Source organism: Micromonospora sp. NPDC048999 (genome assembly GCF_040649295.1).
GTDB lineage: Bacteria > Actinomycetota > Actinomycetes > Mycobacteriales > Micromonosporaceae > Micromonospora.
The window spans coordinates 67490-85700 of sequence record NZ_JBEZFI010000004.1; the positions used below are offsets into that span (position 1 = coordinate 67490).

General features: G+C 73.1%; 16 protein-coding genes. 4 read left to right on the forward strand and 12 right to left on the reverse strand.

Going from position 1 to position 18211, the window contains the following annotated elements; all coding sequences use genetic code 11:
• Nucleotides 1-135: 135 nt before the first annotated feature.
• The 9 genes from AB0C02_RS08235 to ftsY all read right to left on the reverse strand — a co-directional run bounded on the left by AB0C02_RS08235 (nt 136) and on the right by ftsY (nt 9936).
• Nucleotides 136-792 (reverse strand): response regulator transcription factor, encoded by a 657-nt coding sequence (locus AB0C02_RS08235; protein WP_357542508.1) that lies wholly within the window; start codon nt 790-792, stop codon nt 136-138.
• A complete protein-coding gene (locus AB0C02_RS08240; RefSeq protein WP_357542510.1) occupies nt 789-1916 on the reverse strand; it encodes a sensor histidine kinase in 1128 nt (375 codons plus the stop codon). Before AB0C02_RS08240 ends, AB0C02_RS08235 begins: the two co-directional genes overlap by 4 nt.
• A 22-nt stretch (nt 1917-1938) precedes the next feature.
• Nucleotides 1939-2760 carry an ABC transporter permease gene (locus AB0C02_RS08245; protein ID WP_357542511.1) on the reverse strand — a complete coding sequence of 274 codons (822 nt, stop codon included), beginning with the start codon at nt 2758-2760 and terminating at the stop codon, nt 1939-1941.
• Nucleotides 2750-3652, reverse strand: a complete 903-nt coding sequence (locus AB0C02_RS08250) for an ABC transporter ATP-binding protein (RefSeq protein ID WP_357542512.1) — start codon at nt 3650-3652, stop codon at nt 2750-2752. The genes AB0C02_RS08245 and AB0C02_RS08250 overlap by 11 nt, the downstream gene beginning before the upstream one ends.
• A 90-nt stretch (nt 3653-3742) precedes the next feature.
• Complete coding sequence (locus AB0C02_RS08255) at nt 3743-6058, reverse strand: [protein-PII] uridylyltransferase (RefSeq protein ID WP_357542514.1); 2316 nt, start codon at nt 6056-6058, stop codon at nt 3743-3745.
• Nucleotides 6059-6071: 13 nt separating this feature from the next.
• Nucleotides 6072-6410 carry a P-II family nitrogen regulator gene (locus tag AB0C02_RS08260; RefSeq protein ID WP_067307311.1) on the reverse strand — a complete coding sequence of 113 codons (339 nt, stop codon included), beginning with the start codon at nt 6408-6410 and terminating at the stop codon, nt 6072-6074.
• Between the two features lie 25 nt (nt 6411-6435).
• A complete protein-coding gene (locus tag AB0C02_RS08265; RefSeq protein WP_357542516.1) occupies nt 6436-7797 on the reverse strand; it encodes an ammonium transporter in 1362 nt (453 codons plus the stop codon).
• 85 nt (nt 7798-7882) lie between these two features.
• Nucleotides 7883-8743: an aminoglycoside phosphotransferase family protein gene (locus tag AB0C02_RS08270; protein WP_357542518.1), complete on the reverse strand. Its 861-nt coding sequence runs from the start codon at nt 8741-8743 to the stop codon at nt 7883-7885.
• Complete coding sequence (gene ftsY / locus AB0C02_RS08275; protein WP_357542520.1) at nt 8743-9936, reverse strand: signal recognition particle-docking protein FtsY; 1194 nt, start codon at nt 9934-9936, stop codon at nt 8743-8745. The genes AB0C02_RS08270 and ftsY overlap by 1 nt, the downstream gene beginning before the upstream one ends.
• 142 nt (nt 9937-10078) lie before the next feature.
• Here ftsY and AB0C02_RS08280 point away from each other — a divergent pair, with 142 nt between their 5' ends.
• The 4 genes from AB0C02_RS08280 to AB0C02_RS08295 all read left to right on the forward strand — a co-directional run bounded on the left by AB0C02_RS08280 (nt 10079) and on the right by AB0C02_RS08295 (nt 13309).
• Nucleotides 10079-10516: a MarR family transcriptional regulator gene (locus AB0C02_RS08280; RefSeq protein ID WP_357542522.1), complete on the forward strand. Its 438-nt coding sequence runs from the start codon at nt 10079-10081 to the stop codon at nt 10514-10516.
• Between the two features lie 103 nt (nt 10517-10619).
• A complete protein-coding gene (locus tag AB0C02_RS08285; protein ID WP_357542524.1) occupies nt 10620-12227 on the forward strand; it encodes an MDR family MFS transporter in 1608 nt (535 codons plus the stop codon).
• Between the two features lie 4 nt (nt 12228-12231).
• Nucleotides 12232-12723 carry a universal stress protein gene (locus AB0C02_RS08290; RefSeq protein ID WP_357542525.1) on the forward strand — a complete coding sequence of 164 codons (492 nt, stop codon included), beginning with the start codon at nt 12232-12234 and terminating at the stop codon, nt 12721-12723.
• Nucleotides 12724-12787: 64 nt separating this feature from the next.
• Nucleotides 12788-13309 (forward strand): DinB family protein, encoded by a 522-nt coding sequence (locus AB0C02_RS08295; RefSeq protein WP_357542527.1) that lies wholly within the window; start codon nt 12788-12790, stop codon nt 13307-13309.
• Between the two features lie 99 nt (nt 13310-13408).
• On the opposite strand, the gene AB0C02_RS08300 is transcribed toward AB0C02_RS08295, so the two are convergent.
• The 3 genes from AB0C02_RS08300 to AB0C02_RS08310 all read right to left on the reverse strand — a co-directional run bounded on the left by AB0C02_RS08300 (nt 13409) and on the right by AB0C02_RS08310 (nt 18131).
• Nucleotides 13409-14026: an HAD-IA family hydrolase gene (locus AB0C02_RS08300; protein WP_357542529.1), complete on the reverse strand. Its 618-nt coding sequence runs from the start codon at nt 14024-14026 to the stop codon at nt 13409-13411.
• Entirely contained in the window at nt 14023-17622 is a 3600-nt protein-coding gene (gene smc / locus AB0C02_RS08305; RefSeq protein WP_357542531.1) for a chromosome segregation protein SMC, read from the reverse strand. Before smc ends, AB0C02_RS08300 begins: the two co-directional genes overlap by 4 nt.
• 314 nt (nt 17623-17936) lie before the next feature.
• Complete coding sequence (locus AB0C02_RS08310; protein WP_357542533.1) at nt 17937-18131, reverse strand: hypothetical protein; 195 nt, start codon at nt 18129-18131, stop codon at nt 17937-17939.
• Between the last annotated feature and the right edge of the window lie 80 nt (nt 18132-18211).

The window sequence follows — 18211 nt, forward strand, 5'->3', positions numbered from 1 at the left end:
CCACCGTTGCTTCCCGCCGGCCGGACCCCCGTCGCGACATGACGGCGGTCAGGCCGGGGTCCCGGCGCGGGGCCACTCGACTCCGGCAGCGCTGTAGCGTCCGCGGACACATCTGCCCAGCACCGATCACGACGATCATGAGGCGACCAGGCCCGACTGGTACGCGAAGACCACCAACTGCGCCCGATCCCGGGCGCCCAGCTTGACCATGGCCCGGCTGACGTGGGTACGCGCGGTGGCCGGGCTGACCACCAGCCGCTCGGCGATCTCGGCGTTGCTCAGGCCCTCACCGACCAGCCCCACCACCTCCCGCTCCCGTTCGGTGAGGGTGCCGAGCTGCGGGTGCGGTCGGGGCACCCGGGCCGGCCGGGTGGCGAACTCCCGGACCACCCGCCGGGTCACCGACGGCGACAGCAGCGCCTCCCCCTCGGCGACCAGGCGGATCGCCCGCAGCAGCTCGGCCGGGCGGGTGTCCTTGGTCAGAAAGCCGCTGGCCCCGTGGCGCAGCGCGTCGAAGACGTACTCGTCCAGCTCGAAGGTGGTCAGCACGATCACCCGGGTACCGGCCAACCCCGGGTCGGCGACGATCCGCCGGGTCGCCTCGATGCCGTCGACGCCGGGCATCCGGACGTCCATCAGCACCACGTCGGGGCGCTCCCGCCGGGTCAGCTCGACCGCGCCGAGCCCGTCGGCCGCCTCACCCACCACCGCGAGGTCGTCCTCGCTCTCCACCAGGGCACGCAACCCGATCCGGACCAGGTCCTGGTCGTCCGCGAGCAGCACCTTGATCATCCGACCTCCTCCAGGGGCAGTGTCGCGTACACCCGGTAGCCGCCGGTGGCGACGGGGCCGGCGGTGAACGACCCGCCCAGCGCGTTGACCCGCTCCCGCATACCGGCGAGGCCGTACCCGGCGGACCCGGCCGGCGGGGCGGACGCGCCGCGACCGGTGTCGGCGACCTCGACACCGACCTCGGTGGGGCCGTACCGCAGCCGGACGGTGGCGGTGGCCGGACCGGCGTGGCGCAGCACGTTGGTCAGCGACTCCTGCACCACCCGGTAGGCAGCCAGGTCCACGGCGACCGGGAGCGGGCGGGGCTCCCCGGTGACCTCGACGTTGACCGGCACCCCGGCACCGGCCAGCCGCTCGCGCAGCTGCGTCAGCTGGCCCAGCCCGGGGGCGGGCGCCCGCTCGTCGGCCGCCTCGTCCCGCCGGACCACGGTGAGCGTCACCCGCAGCTCGTCCAGGGCCTCCTTGCTGGTGCGGCTGATGGCGGTCAGCGCCGCCTCGGCCTGCTCCGGCCGCTTCCCCAGCAGGTGCAACGCGATCTCCGCCTGCATGTGGATGGCGGCCAGGCCGTGCCCGACCACGTCGTGCACCTCCCGGGCGACCCGCAGCCGCTCGGCGTCGGCCAGCCGGCGGGCCTCGTCGACCCGGTTCCGGGCGGTGCTCTCCCGGCCCAGGCGGACCGTGGTCCCCACCGCGAACGGCACCACCACCCAGGCGGCGACCCCCATCAGGCCGTCCAAGCCGGTCGGGCGCGCCCCGACGAAGACGTGCGCGAGCAGCGCCACCAGCGCGGCCGCGCCGGCCAGCGCCGCGGTCCGCCACGGCCGGTACGCGGCCACCGTGTAGACCGCGACGAAGAACGAGATCAGGATCGGGCCGTACGGGTAGCCGAGCACCAGGTACGCCGTGGTCGCCGCGGTGACCACGGCCAGGGTGGCCAACGGCCACCGCCGGCGTACGGCCAGGGCGAGCGCCGCCACCACGACCAGCGGATACGTCGCCCGGCCGGTGCCCACCCCCTGGTTGAGGCCGGCCGGCCCGGTGCCGAACAGCCCGAAGACGACCATGGCCAGGGCGACCAGGGCGTCGAAGACGCCGTCGCCCCACCCGGTCCGGTGCCGATCCACGCCGTCCCTCCCCCCGCCCGGCTCAGCCAAGGTCCCGCCGCCGCAGCAGCACCCCGCCGATCACCGCGAACACGACCAGGTACGCCGCCACCACCAGCGCCGCCTGCCCGCCGCCGACGGTCGCCGCGACCCCGGGCGTGTCCCCGGGGGCGCCCAGCGCGGCCGCCAGCGACCCGGCGTTCGGGCCGGGCAGCCCCTTCTGCAGCTGGGCCACCCAGTCGAGCAGCGGCGCGGCCAGCACGGCGAGCAGGTTCTGCACCGCGAGCAGCCAGACCAGCCCCAATCCGACGGGCAGCGCCACCGCCCGCAGCGCGACGGCGAGCACGGCACCGAGCATGGCCCACATCGTCGCGACGAGCCACCCCGCGCCGATCCCGGTGAGCAGGTCGCCGGCCGACGGCCAGTGGATCGGCTGCGACTCGGCGACCGCGATCAGGGCGCTCGCCACCGCGCCGACGGCGAAGATCGAGAGCACCACGACCAAGGCGGCGGTCGCCAGGACGAGCAGCTTGCCCGCGTACACCTGCAGTCGGGTGGGGCCCTGGGTGAGGATGGTCTTCCAGGTGTCCCAGGCGTACTCGCCGCCGACCGTGAGCACGCCGAGGATCAGCACGATCGCGCCCAGGAACACCGGCAGCCCACCGAGCGAGTTCCCGACCAGCCGGTCGGGCAGCAGCATCGGCAGCGTCCGGTCGGTGTTCGGGCCGGTCGTGCCACCGGCGATGCTCGCGTACGGGAAGACGTACGTGAAGATCAACGCGAGCACCAGCGTGACGGCCAGCAGCAGCCAGGACGCCGGCCGGCGGGTCAACTTGACCGCCTCGGCGCGGAAGCTACGCGACATCGGCCGTTCCCTTCTCGATGAGGTCGAAGAAGACCTGCTCCAGATCCCGTTCCCGTCGGCGTAGTTCCCGCACCGCCACCCCGACGCCGACCAGTTCGGCATTGACCCACGCGGCCCGGTCCGGCTCGACGGAGAGCTCCAGCCCGCCGTCGACCATTCGGACCCGCTCGGCGCCGACCAACTCCCGGGCCCGCGCCGCCGCCTGCTCGAGCGGATCGGCGAGCACCCGCAGCACGGCCGCGCCGCGCAGGTCGGCGACGCGGCCCTCGGCGACCAACCGTCCCGCGGAGATCACCCCGACCCGGTCGCAGACCTGCTCGACCTCGCCGAGCAGGTGGCTGGAGACCAGCACGGTGCACCCGCCCGCGCCGAGCCGGCGGATCAGCGCGCGCATGTCCGCCATGCCGGCCGGGTCGAGGCCGTTGGTCGGCTCGTCCAGAATCAGCAGGCGCGGGTCCTTGAGCAGCGCGGCGGCCACGCCGAGCCGCTGTTTCATGCCCAACGAGTAACCGGCGTACCGGTCGCCGGCCCGGTCGGTGAGGCCGACCAGGTCGAGCACCAGCGCCACCCGGTCCGCGCCGACCCCGCTGTAGCGGGCGAGCACCCGCAGGTTGTCCCGTCCGGACAGGTACGGGTAGAAGGCCGGCCCCTCGATCAACGCCCCGACCCCGGTGAGCCGGCCGGCGCCGGGCGGCCGGCCGAGCAGCCGTACCGTGCCGGCGGTGGGTCGGACCAGCCCGAGCAGCATGCGCAGGGTGGTGGTCTTGCCGGCGCCGTTCGGGCCGAGGAAGCCGTACACCTCGCCGGCCCGGACGCTCAGGTCGAGGTTCTGCACGGCTGTCAGCCCGCCGTACCGTTTGGTGAGCCCTTCGGTGTGCACTGGCAGGTTCATGCCCCGAGCGTGCCGCCTCCTGGGCCGGGCATCGTCGCCCTGCGAGCGGCACCTCGCCTACGCCCCGGGACGTATCCCCGGGGGCGACGCCTACACCGCGGCGAGGACGGCGGCCTCGACGCGGTGCCGGTCCGCGTCGGAGGGCCAACCGCCGACCAGGTAGAACGCGTCCACCACGTCGCCGCCGAGGGTGGAGATCCGGGCCGCCCGTACCTGGGCGCCGGCCTCGTCGAGGGCGCAGGTGACCCGGTAGAGCAGCCCGGCCGCGTCGCCGGCGCGCAACTCCAGCAGCACCGCGTCGGTGGCCGCCTCGCGGTGCCAGACCACTCGCGGCGCGGCGCCCTGACCACGGGCGGCGAGCGCCCGGCCACGCAGCCGCTGGGTGACCGAGACGTCGCCGCCAACCGCGCGGCGCAGGTCGGCGGTGAGCGCGAGCGGGTCGGGCGCCAGGCCGTAGCGGGGCTGGACCCGGCACTCGACCAGGGCCCGGCCGTCGACCGTGGCGGCGTCTGCGGAGATCACCTCCAGTCGGTGCAGGGCCAGGCAGCCGGCCACCGTGGCGAGCAGGCCCCGCCGGTCCGCCGCGGCCACCGACACCCGGTCCTCCCCGAGGTGTACGACCGGCAGCGGCCCCGCGACCAGCGTCGGGTCCGGGGCGGGCGGTGCCGGCACCACGCCGGTGTCGAGGGCGGTACGCACCCGGGCGACCAGCTCGGCGATGAGCCGCCCCTTCCAGTCCGACCAGGCGGCCGGCCCGGTGGCGGCGGCGTCGGCCCGGACCAGGGCGTGCAGCAGGTCCAGGGTGCTGGTGTCGCCGACCTGCTCGGCGACCCCGGCGACGGTCTTCGGGTCGGACAGGTCGCGCCGCGTCGCCACGTCGGGCAGCAGCAGGTGCAGCCGGACCAACGTGCCGATCAGCGCCGCCTCGGTGTCGGGCAGCCCGATCCGGGTGGCCACCGCCTCGGCCAGCGGCGCGCCGATCGTGCTGTGGTCCGCGAAGGCGCCGGCGGGCTCGGGACCGCCGGCATCCTCGGCGGCCAGTCCCTTGCCGATGTCGTGCAGGAGCGCGCCGAGCAGCAGCAGGTCGGGGCGGTCCACGTCGCGGGTGTGCCGGCTCGCCTCGTACGCGGTCTGCACCAGGTGCCGGTCGAGCGTGAACCGGTGCACGGGGTTGTGCTGGGGCAGGCTACGCAGCCGGGTCCATTCGGGCAGCCAGCGGTCGACCAGGCCGTACCGGTCGCAGGTCTCCCAGGCGGGCACCAGGCCGGGACCGGCCCCGAGGAGGGTGATCAGCGCGGCCAGGGCGGCCGGCGGCCACGGCGCGGGCAGCGGCGGGCAGTAGGCGGACAGCCACTCGCAGGTGGCCCGGGCGATCGGCAGCCGGGTGACGGCCGCCGCCGCGGCGACCCGCAACGACAGGCTGGGGTCGGGTCGGGCGCCGATGGCGGTACGGGCGAGCACCAGCTCCCCGTCGTGTTCGACGATGTCCCGGGCGACCGGTCGGCGCACCGGCCGGCCGTCGGCGCCCCGGCGGCGGCCGGAGCGCAGCCGGTCGGCGGCCCGCCAGGCGTCGTCGAGGGCGTGGCTGACGGTACGGGCGTCTCCGGCGACCCGGCGCAACAGCGCGTCCCCGTCTTCCAGCCCGAGCAGCTTGGCGACGCCGTCGCGTTCCTGGGCGACGAGCCGGTCGACGCGGCGGCCGACCTGCTGGTGCAGCGCGTCGCGGGTGTCGAGCAGCCGCCGGTGGGCGGCATGGACGGCCGGGCGCAGTGCGTCGGTGACGCCGGCGGTCGCGATGGCGCGCAGGATGCCGACGTCACGCAGCCCGCCGGCGGCCTCCTTCAGATCGCCTTCGAGCAGGAACGCCAGCTCGCCGTGGGTCGTCCAGCGTGCGGTGGTGATCTCGCGCAGCCGTGGCAGTTGCCGGAGGGCGGTACGCCGCCAGTGGTCGGTGGCGGTACGGATGAGCTGGTCGGCGAGCGCCCGGTCGCCGGCGAGGTAGCGGGCGTCGAGCAGGCCGAGGGCGACCTTCACGTCGTCCTGGGCGACGGAGAGCGCCTCGGCGACGGTACGGACGGAGTGGTCGAGCCGCAGGCCGGCGTCCCAGACCGGGTACCAGAGCGAGCCGGCCAGCTCCTCGATGCCGGGCACCCCGGCGTGCAGCAGCACCAGGTCGAGGTCACCGTACGGCGCGCACTCGCGCCGCCCCAGTCCCCCCACGGCGACGAGAGCGATCCCCTCCCGACCCGGAAAGATCGAGCCCAGCCAGGCGTCAATCGCCTCCGCCCGGGCCGCGCGCGCCTCCGCCCCGACCCCGCCGGGTACCCCGACGGCCTCGTTGATCAAGAGGTTTGCGTCGCCGCTGCCCGGGTGTCCGGACGCGTTCCCCTTGGTCAACGAGGTCATCGAGGCGTGGCTCCTACAGCGCGTCCAGGCCGCGTTCGCCGGTACGGACCCGGACGACCTCCTCGACGCCGGTCACCCAGACCTTGCCATCGCCGATCTTGCCGGTCCGGGCGGCAGCCACGATGGCGTCGACGACCTTGTCCACGTCCATCTCGTCGGTGAGCACCTCGACCCGGATCTTGGGCAGGAACTCGACCGTGTACTCGGCGCCCCGGTAGACCTCGGTATGCCCCTTCTGCCGGCCGTAGCCCTGGACCTCGCTGACGGTCAGGCCGGCCACGCCGAGGGCGTGCAGCGCCTCCTTCACCGCGTCCAGCTGGTACGGCTTGATGACCGCGGTCACCAGCTTCATGTCCATCCCCTCCATCCCAGGAACGTTAACCGGCGACCTTCTCGCTGACCGGCTCGGCGGGCTCGTCCACCTCGTCGGTGGCTGCCGGGGCCGGCTTGGCGGCGCCGATCCCGGCCATCGCGAATGCGCCGCCGGCGCCGCCGCCGATGGTCGACGACAGGTCGTACGCGCTCTCCGCGTGCTCGGCGACGTCGATGCCCTCGACCTCCGCCTCGGCGGAGACCCGGAAGCCCATCGTCTTGTCGATCACGAAGCCGAGGGCGTAGGCAACCACGAAGGAGTAGACCGTCACGATCAGCGCGCCCAGCGCCTGCTTGCCGAGCAGGCTGGCGTTGCCGCCGACCAGCAGACCGTCGCTGGTCACCAGCGAGCTGACCGAGGCGGTGCCGAAGAGGCCGATCCAGAGACAGCCGATCCACCCGCCGACGAAGTGCACGCCGACCACGTCCAGGGAGTCGTCGTAGCCGAACCGGTACTTCAGGCCCACCGCGAGGGCGCAGGCCGCACCGGCGACGAGACCCAGCAGCACCGACGCGGCCGGGGTGATGAACGCACACGCCGGGGTGATCGCGACCAGGCCGGCCACCGCGCCCGAGGAGGCGCCGACCAGGGTCGGCTTGCCGTCGCGTACCCACTCCACCACGATCCAGCCGAGCAGCGCGGCGGCCGTGGCCACCTGGGTGTTGACGAAGGCCAGCGCGGTGACCCCGTCGGCGGTCAGCTCGGAGCCGGCGTTGAAGCCGAACCAGCCGAACCAGAGCAGCGCGGCGCCGAGCGCGACGAACGGGACGTTGTGCGGCTTGGCGCTCTCCCGGGGCCAGCCGACCCGCTTTCCGAGGACCAGCGCCAGGGCGAGCGCCGCGGCACCGGCGTTGATGTGCACCGCGGTTCCGCCGGCGAAGTCCAGGGCGCCGATGTCGCCGCCGATCAGGCCGCCGCCCCAGACCATGTGGGCGACCGGGAAGTAGACCAGGGTGGCCCAGCCGAAGGCGAACACCAGCCAGCCGGCGAACTTCGTCCGGTCGGAGAGCGCGCCGCTGATCAGGGCCACGGTGATGACGGCGAACATCATCTGGAAGGCGATGAAGACGTAGATCGGAATGCCGGTCTCGCCCCAGAGGTGGTTCTCCCCGACGAACGTCCTGGTGCCGAGGTACTGCCCCAGGTCGCCGATGAACCTGCCGCCTTCACCGAAGGCGACGGTGAAGCCGTAGAAAAGCCACAGGATGCTGATGAGCCCGATGGACGAGAAGCTCATCATCATCATGTTCAATACGCCCTTGGACCGGTTCAGCCCGCCGTAGAACAGGGCCAGACCCGGCGTCATGAGCAGCACGAGCGCGGTCGAGACAAGCAGCCAGGCGGTGTTGCCGGAATCGATCTCCATGCTGCGGAAGCTTGCACGCCGACTGTTTCGTTCACCGACACCGCTCGATTTCCGTGGCGTGACGGGTTGTTTCCGGAGTGTGAAATCAGTGCAGGGCGTACTCCAGGGCGTGGCGCTCGTAGTCGAGCAGCCGGAGGTCGCGCATCGGACGACGCAGATGGCCCTTGTGCACGATCCGGACAAAGGCCGGCTCCCCGGCGGCGGCCATCCGGCGGATGCCCTCGACATGGTCCACGATCCGCTTACGGATGGTCCGGATCAGCCGGTGCCGGTCGCGCGGGATCAGCCCGTACGCGTCGGCGAACAGCCGCAGCCGGCGCGGACGGTCCGGGCGCTTCCAGCCGAGGGTGATCGAGTCCCGGTCGGAGAAGATCGGCACCCAGGTCCACGCCGCGTACGCCACGTCGTAGATCCGCGCGCCGGGCGACGCCAGGTCGAAGTCGATCAGGCCGAGCGTGCCGTCCGGCCGCCAGATCACGTTGTGCGGGGCGGCGTCGTGGTGACAGATCACCTCGGTGTCCGGCGGGGGCGGGCCGAAGGAGCGCCAGACCGCCCCCGGCGGCGGGTTGAAGCCGTACTGGGCGTCGTGGAACATCCGCAGCATGGTGGCCACGGTCACCAGCGCCTCGTCGGTGACCCAGTGCGGGGCCAACGGATATTCCCCGCACTCCCCTTCCAGGTACGACAGGACCTCCCGGTTGCGCTCGTCCATGCCCAGCGCGCGGGGTGAGCCGGTGAACCCGACGTACTCCAGGTGCCGCAGCAGCGCGTGCACCGACGGGGTCCACGGGCCGGCGTTGCGCCGGACCGTATCGCCCACCCGGACCACGGTGCTCACGTTTCCGCCGTGCAGCGGGATCTCCTGCGAGGTCACGTACGGTCTCCCGAGGCGGGGCGACGGGTGGCTGGGGTCGCGCCACCCGGAGTAGGCGCGATCGTCAGTCATCACTCGGCGCTACGCGTCCCGGGGGTGAGCGGCTCGGTGCCGAGCAACGCGTCGACGAACTGCGCCGGGTCGAACGGGGCCAGGTCGTCCGGGCCCTCGCCGAGGCCGACCAGCTTGACCGGGATGCCGAGCTTGCGCTGCACAGCGATCACGATGCCGCCCTTGGCGGTCCCGTCGAGCTTGGTCAGCACCACGCCGGTGACGTTCACCACCTCGGTGAAGACCCGGGCCTGCTCCAGGCCGTTCTGGCCGGTGGTGGCGTCGAGCACCAGCAGGGTCTCGTCGATCGGGCCGTGCTTCTCCACCACCCGCTTGACCTTGCCCAGCTCGTCCATCAGGCCGATCTTGTTCTGCAGGCGGCCGGCGGTGTCCACCAGGACCGTGTCGACCCGGGTGTCGATGCCCCGCTTGACCGCGTCGAAGGCGACGCTGGCCGGGTCGGCGGCCTCGGGGCCGCGGACCGTCTCCGCGCCGACCCGGCTGCCCCAGGTCTCCAGCTGGTCGGCGGCAGCGGCCCGGAAGGTGTCGGCCGCGCCGAGCAGCACGGTGCGCCCGTCGGCGATCAGCACCCGGGCGATCTTGCCGCAGGTGGTCGTCTTGCCGGCGCCGTTGACCCCGACGACCAGCAGCACGGCCGGCACGTCGACCTTCGGTGCGGTCTTCAGCGACCGGTCCAGGGCCGGGTCAAGGGCGTTGACCAGCTCGGCGGCGAGCAGGGCGCGCAGCTCGGTGGCGGAGCGGGTGCCAAGGACCCGGGTCCGCTCACGGAGCCGGTCGACGATCTCCCGGGTGGCGTCGATGCCGACGTCGGCGGTGATCAGGCTGTCCTCGATCTCCTCCCAGGCGTCCTCGTCCAGGTGGTCGCGGCTGAGCAGGCCGAGCAGGCCCTTGCCGAAGACGTTCTGCGAGCGGGACAGCCGGGAGCGCAGCCGGACCAGCCGGCCGGCGGTGGGCTCGGGAACCTCGATGGTGATCGCCGGGGCCTCGACCACCGGCGGCGGCTCAACCAGCACCCCGGTGGAGACCTCCGGCGCTTCGACCGGTGGAGCGGTCAGCTCCTCCTCGGCCCGGGTCTCGACCTCCGTCTCCGGCGGCGGCGCGGGGCGCCGGCGCAGCCGGGGCACCACGAGGCTGAGGCCACCGAGGATCAGCACGCCGAGCAGGGCGATGATGATGAGGAGGTATTCCTTCATGCCCGAAATCCTGTCAGATGCCGACGACGGCGTCCCACTCACCGCCTCCGTCGGCGGGCAAGCCGCGGGTAGACCCTTCCGCGATCGTGATGGTGACGGGCACGCCAACTCCTCAGCGACCTGGCATGAGTACGCTCTGCCCGTGGACGATCACGTGCCCGAAGCGCTACGCGCGGTGGAGGACGAGCTGACCGCGCTGCTGCGCCGCGGTCGCGCGCTGTCCTGGGAGGTAGCCCGGGAGGTCCACCCGAACCTGGAGCCGAACACGTACGGTCTGCTGCTCTGGCTACGCCGGTCCGGCTCGATCCGGCTGACCGACCTGGCCACCCGGCTGGGTGTCGGCAAGGGCACGCTCAGCCGGCAGATCGCCGGCCTCGAAGGGCTGGGCCTGGTCCATCGCGACCCGGACCCGACCGACCGGCGGGCGGCCCAGATCAGCCTCACCGAGGAGGGCAGCCGCCGGTTCGACGCGGCGCGGACGGCCCGGTTCGAACAGATCCGCCACACGATGGGGAACTGGCCGGAACGGGACGTCGAGGACTTCGCCCGGCTGCTGCACCGCTTCAACGAGCACTTCTGAGTCCGGCCGGGCGGGAATAAGAGCCGCGCCATCTCCAGTTGTTGCTTGAGGCAACTACTTGGTGCGGGGCAATCCCCGTCGTTCCCCTCGGAGGCACCACCCGATGACACAGGCGACAGCGCCCACCCGGGCGACCGCCATCGGCATGACCCACCGGCAGATCCTGGAGGCACTCTCCGGCCTGCTGCTGGGCATGTTCGTCGCGATCCTCTCCTCCACGGTCGTCTCGAACGCGCTGCCACGGATCATCACCGAGCTGCACGGCGGCCAGTCCGCGTACACCTGGGTGGTCACCTCGACGCTGCTGGCGACCACCGCGACCACCCCGATCTGGGGCAAGCTCGCCGACCTGACCAGCAAGAAGGTCCTGGTCCAGCTCGCTCTCGGGATCTTCGTGCTGGGCTCGGTGCTGGCCGGGCTCTCCCAGTCCACCGGCGAACTCATCGCCTGCCGGGTGATCCAGGGCGTCGGCGCGGGCGGCCTGACCGCCCTCGCCCAGGTGATCATGGCAACCATGATCTCCCCGCGCGAGCGTGGCCGGTACAGCGGCTACCTCGGCGCGGTGATGGCCGTCGGCACCATCGGCGGCCCGCTGATCGGTGGCGTCATCGTCGACACCGACTGGCTCGGCTGGCGCTGGTGCTTCTACGTCGGCGTGCCGTTCGCCGTGCTCGCCCTGATCGTGCTTCAGAAGACGCTGCGCCTACCAGTGGTCAAGCGCCCGGCGAAGATCGACTGGTGGGGTGCCACGCTGATCACCGCGGCCGTGTCGCTGCTGCTGATCTGGGTCACCCTGGCCGGCGACCGGTACGCCTGGATCTCCTGGCAGACCGCCGTCATGGTGGCCGGTGCGGTGCTGCTGGGCGCGCTCGCCATCCGGGTGGAGCAGCGGGCCGACGAGCCGATGATCCCGCCGCGCCTGTTCCGCAACCGCACCATCACCCTCGCCGTGGTCGCCAGCATCGCGGTCGGCGTGGGCATGTTCGGCGCCTCGGTCTTCCTCGGCCAGTACTTCCAGATCAGCCGCGGCGAGAGCCCGACCATGTCCGGCCTGATGACCCTGCCGATGATCGGCGGCCTGCTGGTCGCCTCCACCGTCGTCGGGCGGATCATCACCAACACCGGCCGTTGGAAGCGCTACCTGGTCGCCGGCTCGGCCCTGCTCACGGTCGGCTTCGCGCTGATGGGCACGCTGCGCGCGGACACCCCGTACTGGCGGCTCGCCGTCTTCATGGCGCTGATCGGCCTGGGGCTGGGCATGACCATGCAGAACCTGGTCCTCGCCGTGCAGAACACGGTCGGCGTGCACGAGCTCGGCGTGGCCAGCTCGACGGTCGCGTTCTTCCGCAGCCTCGGCGGTGCGATCGGCGTGAGCGCTCTCGGCGCGGTCCTCTCCCACAAGGTCAAGGACTACCTGGCCGAGGGGCTGGCCGGGCTCGGCATCCCGGCGTCCAGCTCCGGCGACGGCACCCTGCCGAACGTGCACACCCTGCCGGCCCCGATCCGCCTGGTGGTCGAGTCCGCGTACGGGCACGGCGCCGGGGACATCTTCCTGGCCGCCGCCCCGTTCGGGCTGATCGCCCTGCTCGCGGTCGTCTTCATCAAGGAGGTGCCGCTGCGCCGACACACCGGCGACGCGACCTCCGCCGAGGTCGGGCGGAAGCCGACCGTCGCGGCCGGCGACGAGGCCCTCACCGGAAGCCGGGACTGACCCGATGAGCGCCCCCGTCGAGCGGGAAAAGTACGGCCCCGAGTCCGCAGCGCTGCCGTTCGAGCGCGGCACGGACGGGCCCCGGGTGGTGCTGGTCGGCGTGGACGGCAGCCGCACCTCGCTGCGGGCCGCCGCGTACGCGGCCGGGCTGGCCCGGAGGCAGCGCTCCGGCCTGGTGGTGGTCTTCGTCAGCTCCCCGGCCCCGTACGCCGGCATGCTGTCCGGCGTGGTGGCCGGGGCGGTCCAGCAGACCCACGACGAGCTGGCCGCCGAGCTGCGTGACGAGTGCCGGCGCGGCGCGGAGGAGCTGGGCCTGCCGGTCACCTTCCTGTGCCGGCGCGGGGACGCGTACACCGAGTTGTGCGCGGCGGCCGACGAGTTCCGCGCCGACCTGGTGGTGGTCGGGGCGTCCGAGCAGGCCGGGCACCGCCTGGTCGGCTCGGTCGCCACCCGCCTGGTCCGCACCGGCCGCTGGCCCGTCGTCGTGGTGCCCTGAAGTGAACGGAGGGGCCCCTGTTAACGCCTCGCGTTGTACAGGGGCCCCCTCCTAACATCGCCGGATGACCTGGAGAGCACCGGAGATCGTCCGGACCAACGAGAGCACCACCGGCGACGAGCGAACCATGCTGGAGAGCTGGCTCGACTACCACCGGCAGACATTGCTGATGAAGTGCGCCGGGCTTACCGCCGAGCAGTTGCGCACGGCGAGCGTCGAGCCCTCCCCGCTGACCCTGCTCGGCCTGGTCCGGCACATGGCCGAGGTGGAGGCCTGGTGGTTCCGGGAGAACTTCGCCGGCCAGCGGGTCGACTACCCGTACTTCACCCCGGAGAATCCGGACGCCGACCACGACGTCAGCACCGCCGACGCCGAGGCCGACTTCGCCACCTACCACCATGAGGTCAAGCTGGCCCGGGCCGCCGCAGCCGGCCGTTCCCTGGACGAGACCTTCATCGAGGTCGGGCCGAAGAAGCGCACCTTCAACCTGCGTTGGGTGTACGTGCACATGATCGAGGAGTACGCCCGGCACAACGGCCACGCCGACCTCATCCGCGAACGGGTCGACGGGGTCACCGGGGCCTGACCTGCAACCGATACAGCGAGGTGGCGGGATCGTGACGAGCAGGAACCCGTCACCTCGGCGAAGTGGAGTCGCCCACCGCGCCCGAGGCGGCGGGGCGCGTCAGTACGCCAGCGCGGCGCGCAGGTAACGCAGGTCCCCCGGGCCGGTCCAGCGGTACGCCGACAGCCCGGCCACCCGGGCGCCCGCGACGTTCCGGTCCTCGTCGTCCACGAACAGCACGCGGGAGGGCGACGTCTCCAGTGCGGCGCAGGCCGCCTGGAAGTACTCTTTCGCCGGCTTGTGCACCCCGACCACCGCGGAGTTGACCACCGCGTCGAACTCGTCGGTGAGGCCGAGCGCGGCCAGGTCGGCATCGAGCTGGTCGGTGGCGTTGGTGCCCAGCCCCACCCGGACGCCCGCTTCCCGCATCTGGCGGATGAAGGCCAGCACCTCCGGGTCGACCTCGCCCCGGTGGCGCTGCCACTCCTCGACCGCGGCGCGGGCCCGCTCGGCGCCCACCGAGGGGGTGAGCGCCTCCGCGACGCTCTCCATCCACTGGGCGTGGCTGACCTGGCCGGTGAGCACCGGCTGGAGCAGTCCCCACGACATGGCGATCTCGCCCAGTACGCCCGCGGTGATCCCGTACTCCCGCTCGACGGCGGCGGCGACCGCCGGATCCCAGCGGCGCAGCACGCCGTCGAAGTCCACCAGCAGCGCCGTCGCGCGTTCCCGACTCACTCGTCCTTCTCCTGCCCATTGTCGTCGGCCCGGTTGAGCCGTTGGCTGATCACCTGGGTGACCCCACTACGCATGGTCACGCCGTACAGCGCGTCGGCGATCTCCATGGTCCGCTTCTGGTGCGTGATCACGATGAGCTGGCTCTTCTCCCGCAGCTGCGCCATCAGTGTGATCAGGCGGCCCAGGTTCACGTCGTCGAGGGCCGCCTCCACCTCGTCCATGATGTAGAACGGGCTGGGCCGGGCACGGAAGATCGCCACCAGCATGGCCACCGCGGTCAGCGACCGCTCCCCGCCGGAGAGCAGCGACAATCGCTTGATCTTCTTGCCCGGCGGCCGGGCCTCCACCTCGACGCCGGTGGTGAGCAGGTCCTCCGGGTCGGTGAGCACCAGACGCCCCTCGCCGCCGGGGAAGAGCACGGTGAAGACCTGCTCGAACTCGCGCGCCGTGTCCTCGAACGCGCTGGCGAAGACCTCCAGGATCCGGTCGTCGACGTCCTTGACCACGGTGAGCAGGTCCCGGCGGGTGGCCTTGAGGTCCTCCAGCTGCTCGGATAGGAACTTGTAGCGCTCCTCCAGCGCGGCGAACTCCTCCAGCGCGAGCGGATTGACCTTGCCGAGCAGGGCCAGCTCCCGTTCCGCCTTGGCGGCCCGCTTCTCCTGCGCCGGCCGCTCGTACCGGACCGGCTCGGGCACCGGCAGGCCGTCCTTCTCTGCCGTCGCGAGGTCAACCTGGGTGGGCGGGACGAGCTGCTCCGGGCCGTACTCAGCGATCAGCGTCGGCACGTCGAGGCCGAAGTCCTCGGCGGCCTTGGCCTCCAGCTGCTCGATGCGCAGCCGCTGCTCGGCGCGGGCCACCTCGTCCCGGTGCACCTGGCTGGTCAGCCGCTCCAGCTCGGCGCCGAGCCGCTTGGCCGCGCCGCGTACCTCGGCCAGCTCGGCCTCGCGGGCGGCGCGCTCGCGGGCCACGGCGTCGCGGTGCTCCTCGGCCCGGGCGACGGAGACGGTGAGCCGGGCCAGCGCCTCGCGGGCCCCGCCGACCACGGCCCGGGCGATCTCCGCGCCGCGGGTGCGGGCCGCGCGGCGGGCCGCCGCGCGCTCCCGCGCGGCTCGTTCGGCGTTCGCCTGCCGGGCGAGGGAGTCGGCCCGGCCGGCGATCGAGGAGACCCGCTCCTCGGCGGTACGCACGGCGAGCCGGACCTCCATCTCGTTCTGCCGGGCCTGCGGCACCATCGCGGCGAGCTGGTCCCGCTCCTCGGTGGACGGCTCCGCGTCGACCGGGGTGGCCTCGGCCAGCCGCAGCCGTTCCGCAAGCTCGGCGAGCGCCTGAAGATCACGTTCCCGGGCCGCCTCGGCGCGTGCCCGGGACTCGCCGAGCCGGTCGGTCTCCGCCCTCGCCGACCGGGCCGCCGCGCCCAGCTCGGCCAGGCGGCGGGCGGCGGCGTTGCGGTGGCTCTCCGCCTCGCGCTTGGCGGCGGCGGCGTGCTGCACCGCTTCCTTCGCGGCAGCCACCTCGGCGCGCGCGTCGACCAGTTGCTCGCGCAGCTCGACGCTGGTCCGCTCGCCGGCGAGCCGGTTGGCCCGGGCCTCCTCCACCGCCGCCTGCACCTCGATGAAGCTGGGCGCCTTGGCCGACCCGCCGGCCGCCGCGTACGCCCCGACGACGTCGCCCTCCGGGGTGACCGCCCGCAGCTCCGGGTTGCCGGCGACCAACTCGGCCGCGGCGGCGAGGTCGTCGACCAGCACCACGTCGCGCAGCGCCCGGTACACCGCCGGCCGGATCTCCGCGGAGCACTCCACCAGGTCGGGAGCCCAGTGGGCAGCGTCCGGCAGCTTCGGGCGCAGCGCGTCGGCGGGGCCGTCCATGCCCGGCCCGGCAGGGCTGCCGACCAGCAGGCCGGCCCGCCCGGCGTCGGAGATCTTGAGCAGCCGCATCGCCTCGACGGCCTCGTCGACGCCGGTGACCGCGACCGCGTCGGCGAGCCCACCGAGCGCGGCGGCGAGCGCCGCCTCGTGGCCGGGTGCGACGGCGAGCAGCCCGGAGAGGCTGCCGAGCAGGCCCGGCACCTGGCCGGCGCGGGCCAGCAGGGCCCCTGCGCCGTCCTTGCGGCGCAGGCCGAGGGCGAGCGCCTCCTCGCGGGCCTTCCAGGTGGCCGCATCCTTCTCGGCGGCACGCTCGGCGTCGGCGAGGCCGCGGACGGCCGCCTGCGCCTGCTCGTGGACGGCCACCGCCTCGGCGTGCCGGGCGTCCAGGTCGGCGTTGTCCCGGTCGGCCTCGGTGGACTGTTCGGCGACCGCGTCGAGCTCCGCCTGGGCCTTCTCGGCGCGGGCCAACGCGTCGGCGTGCGCGGCGGCGAGCCGCTCGATCTCCTCGCCGGCGCTGGTGGTCCGGGCCTGGGCCGAGTTGACCTGGCCGGTCAGCCGGGCCAGCCCCTCCCGCCGGTCGGCGATGGCCTTGGCGGCGGCGACCAGTTCCCGCTCGGCGGCGGCGAGCTGCCGCTCCAGCTCCTGCCGGTGCTCGACCGCCTCGGCCAGCCGGATCTGGTCGTCGGTGAGCGCCGCGCGCAGCTCCTCCTCCTGCTCGCGGACCCGCTGGGACTCGGCCTCCAGCTGGTCGGGGTCGCGGCCGGGGCGCTCGTCGTCGGGTGCGGCGCTGAGGTGGCGCAGCCGTTCCCGGGCGAGCTGCTCGATGGACCGGAACCGCTCCTGGAGCGCGGAGAGCTTGTACCAGGTGTCCTGGGCGGCGGCGAGCAGCGGCGCGTCCTCGGCGAGGGCGGCCTCCAGCTCGCCGAGGCGGGCCTGCACCTCGGTGTGTTCCGCCTCGATCTGTTCCCGCCGCTCCCGCAGCGCGGTCTCGTCGGCGATCTCCCGGTCCAGGGTGGTACGCAGGGTGTGCAGGTCGTCGGCGAGCAGCCGCAGCCGGGCGTCGCGCAGGTTGGCCTGGATGGCGGCGGCACGGCGGGCCACCTCGGCCTGCCGGCCCAGCGGCTTGAGCTGACGGCGCAGCTCGGCGGTGAGATCGGTCACCCGGTTGAGATTGATCTGCATCGCGTCGAGCTTCCGCAGCGCCTTCTCCTTGCGCTTGCGGTGCTTGAGGACGCCGGCCGCCTCCTCGATGAACGCCCGCCGGTCCTCCGGCTTGGCGTGCAGCATGCCGTCGAGCCGGCCCTGCCCGACGATGATGTGCATCTCCCGACCGATGCCGGAGTCCGACAGCAACTCCTGGATGTCGAGCAGCCGGCAGGAGTCGCCGTTGATCTCGTACTCGCTCTCGCCGGAGCGGAACATCCGGCGGGTGATGGAGACCTCGGTGTACTCGATCGGCAGCGCGCCGTCGGTGTTGTCGATGGTGAGGGTGACCTCGGCCCGGCCCAGCGGCGCCCGCCCGGCGGTGCCGGCGAAGATGACGTCCTCCATCTTGCCGCCGCGCAGGGCCTTGGCGCCCTGCTCGCCGAGCACCCAGGCGATGGCGTCGACGACGTTGGACTTGCCGGAGCCGTTCGGGCCGACCACGCAAGTGATCCCGGGCTCCAGCTTCAGCGTCGTCGCAGAGGCGAAGGACTTGAAGCCCTTCACCGTCAGGCTCTTGAGATGCACCTTCTCGATCCTCGTCCGGTGGCCGCCGTACCGTCGCCGGCTGCGCGGACCTGGTCAACCCGCAGACTAACCCGGGGCCGGGGAGGGCACCGTCAGCGACCCACCGCAGGGCCCGTGGTGTCCGGTTCCGGCACAGTGCGGAAAACCACAAGATCTTATTCGCGGCCCGGCCGGCGCCACGCAATTCCGGGCTCACCCCGCAGGAGGGTGATGCGGCGCGAAAACAAAAGGCGTACGGACAAAGCAGCGCGCCGGCACTGCGGTGTCGGCGCGCGTTTTCCGGTGATGCGATTCAGTTTTCTGACAACTGGAGATCAGGTCAGCGCCGGCTCGGCCAGCCGAAGGAGGTCATCAGCCTCCGCCGCTGCCGCCGCCAACCGATCATTGTCGGCACGCAGACGCGTGATCTCGAACTCCAGTGCCTGAACCCTGGCACGCAGTTGGGTGACCTCGTCGAGCAGACGCCGGTCGGGCGCTGCACCAACGTGGCCGTAGAGGGCCTTCGCCATGCTGACTCCTTGATATGCGCTGCCGGAAAGGCCGGCCAACGCGCGCCCATCATGTTCGCGGCTGCCATCCCAGCAAAATC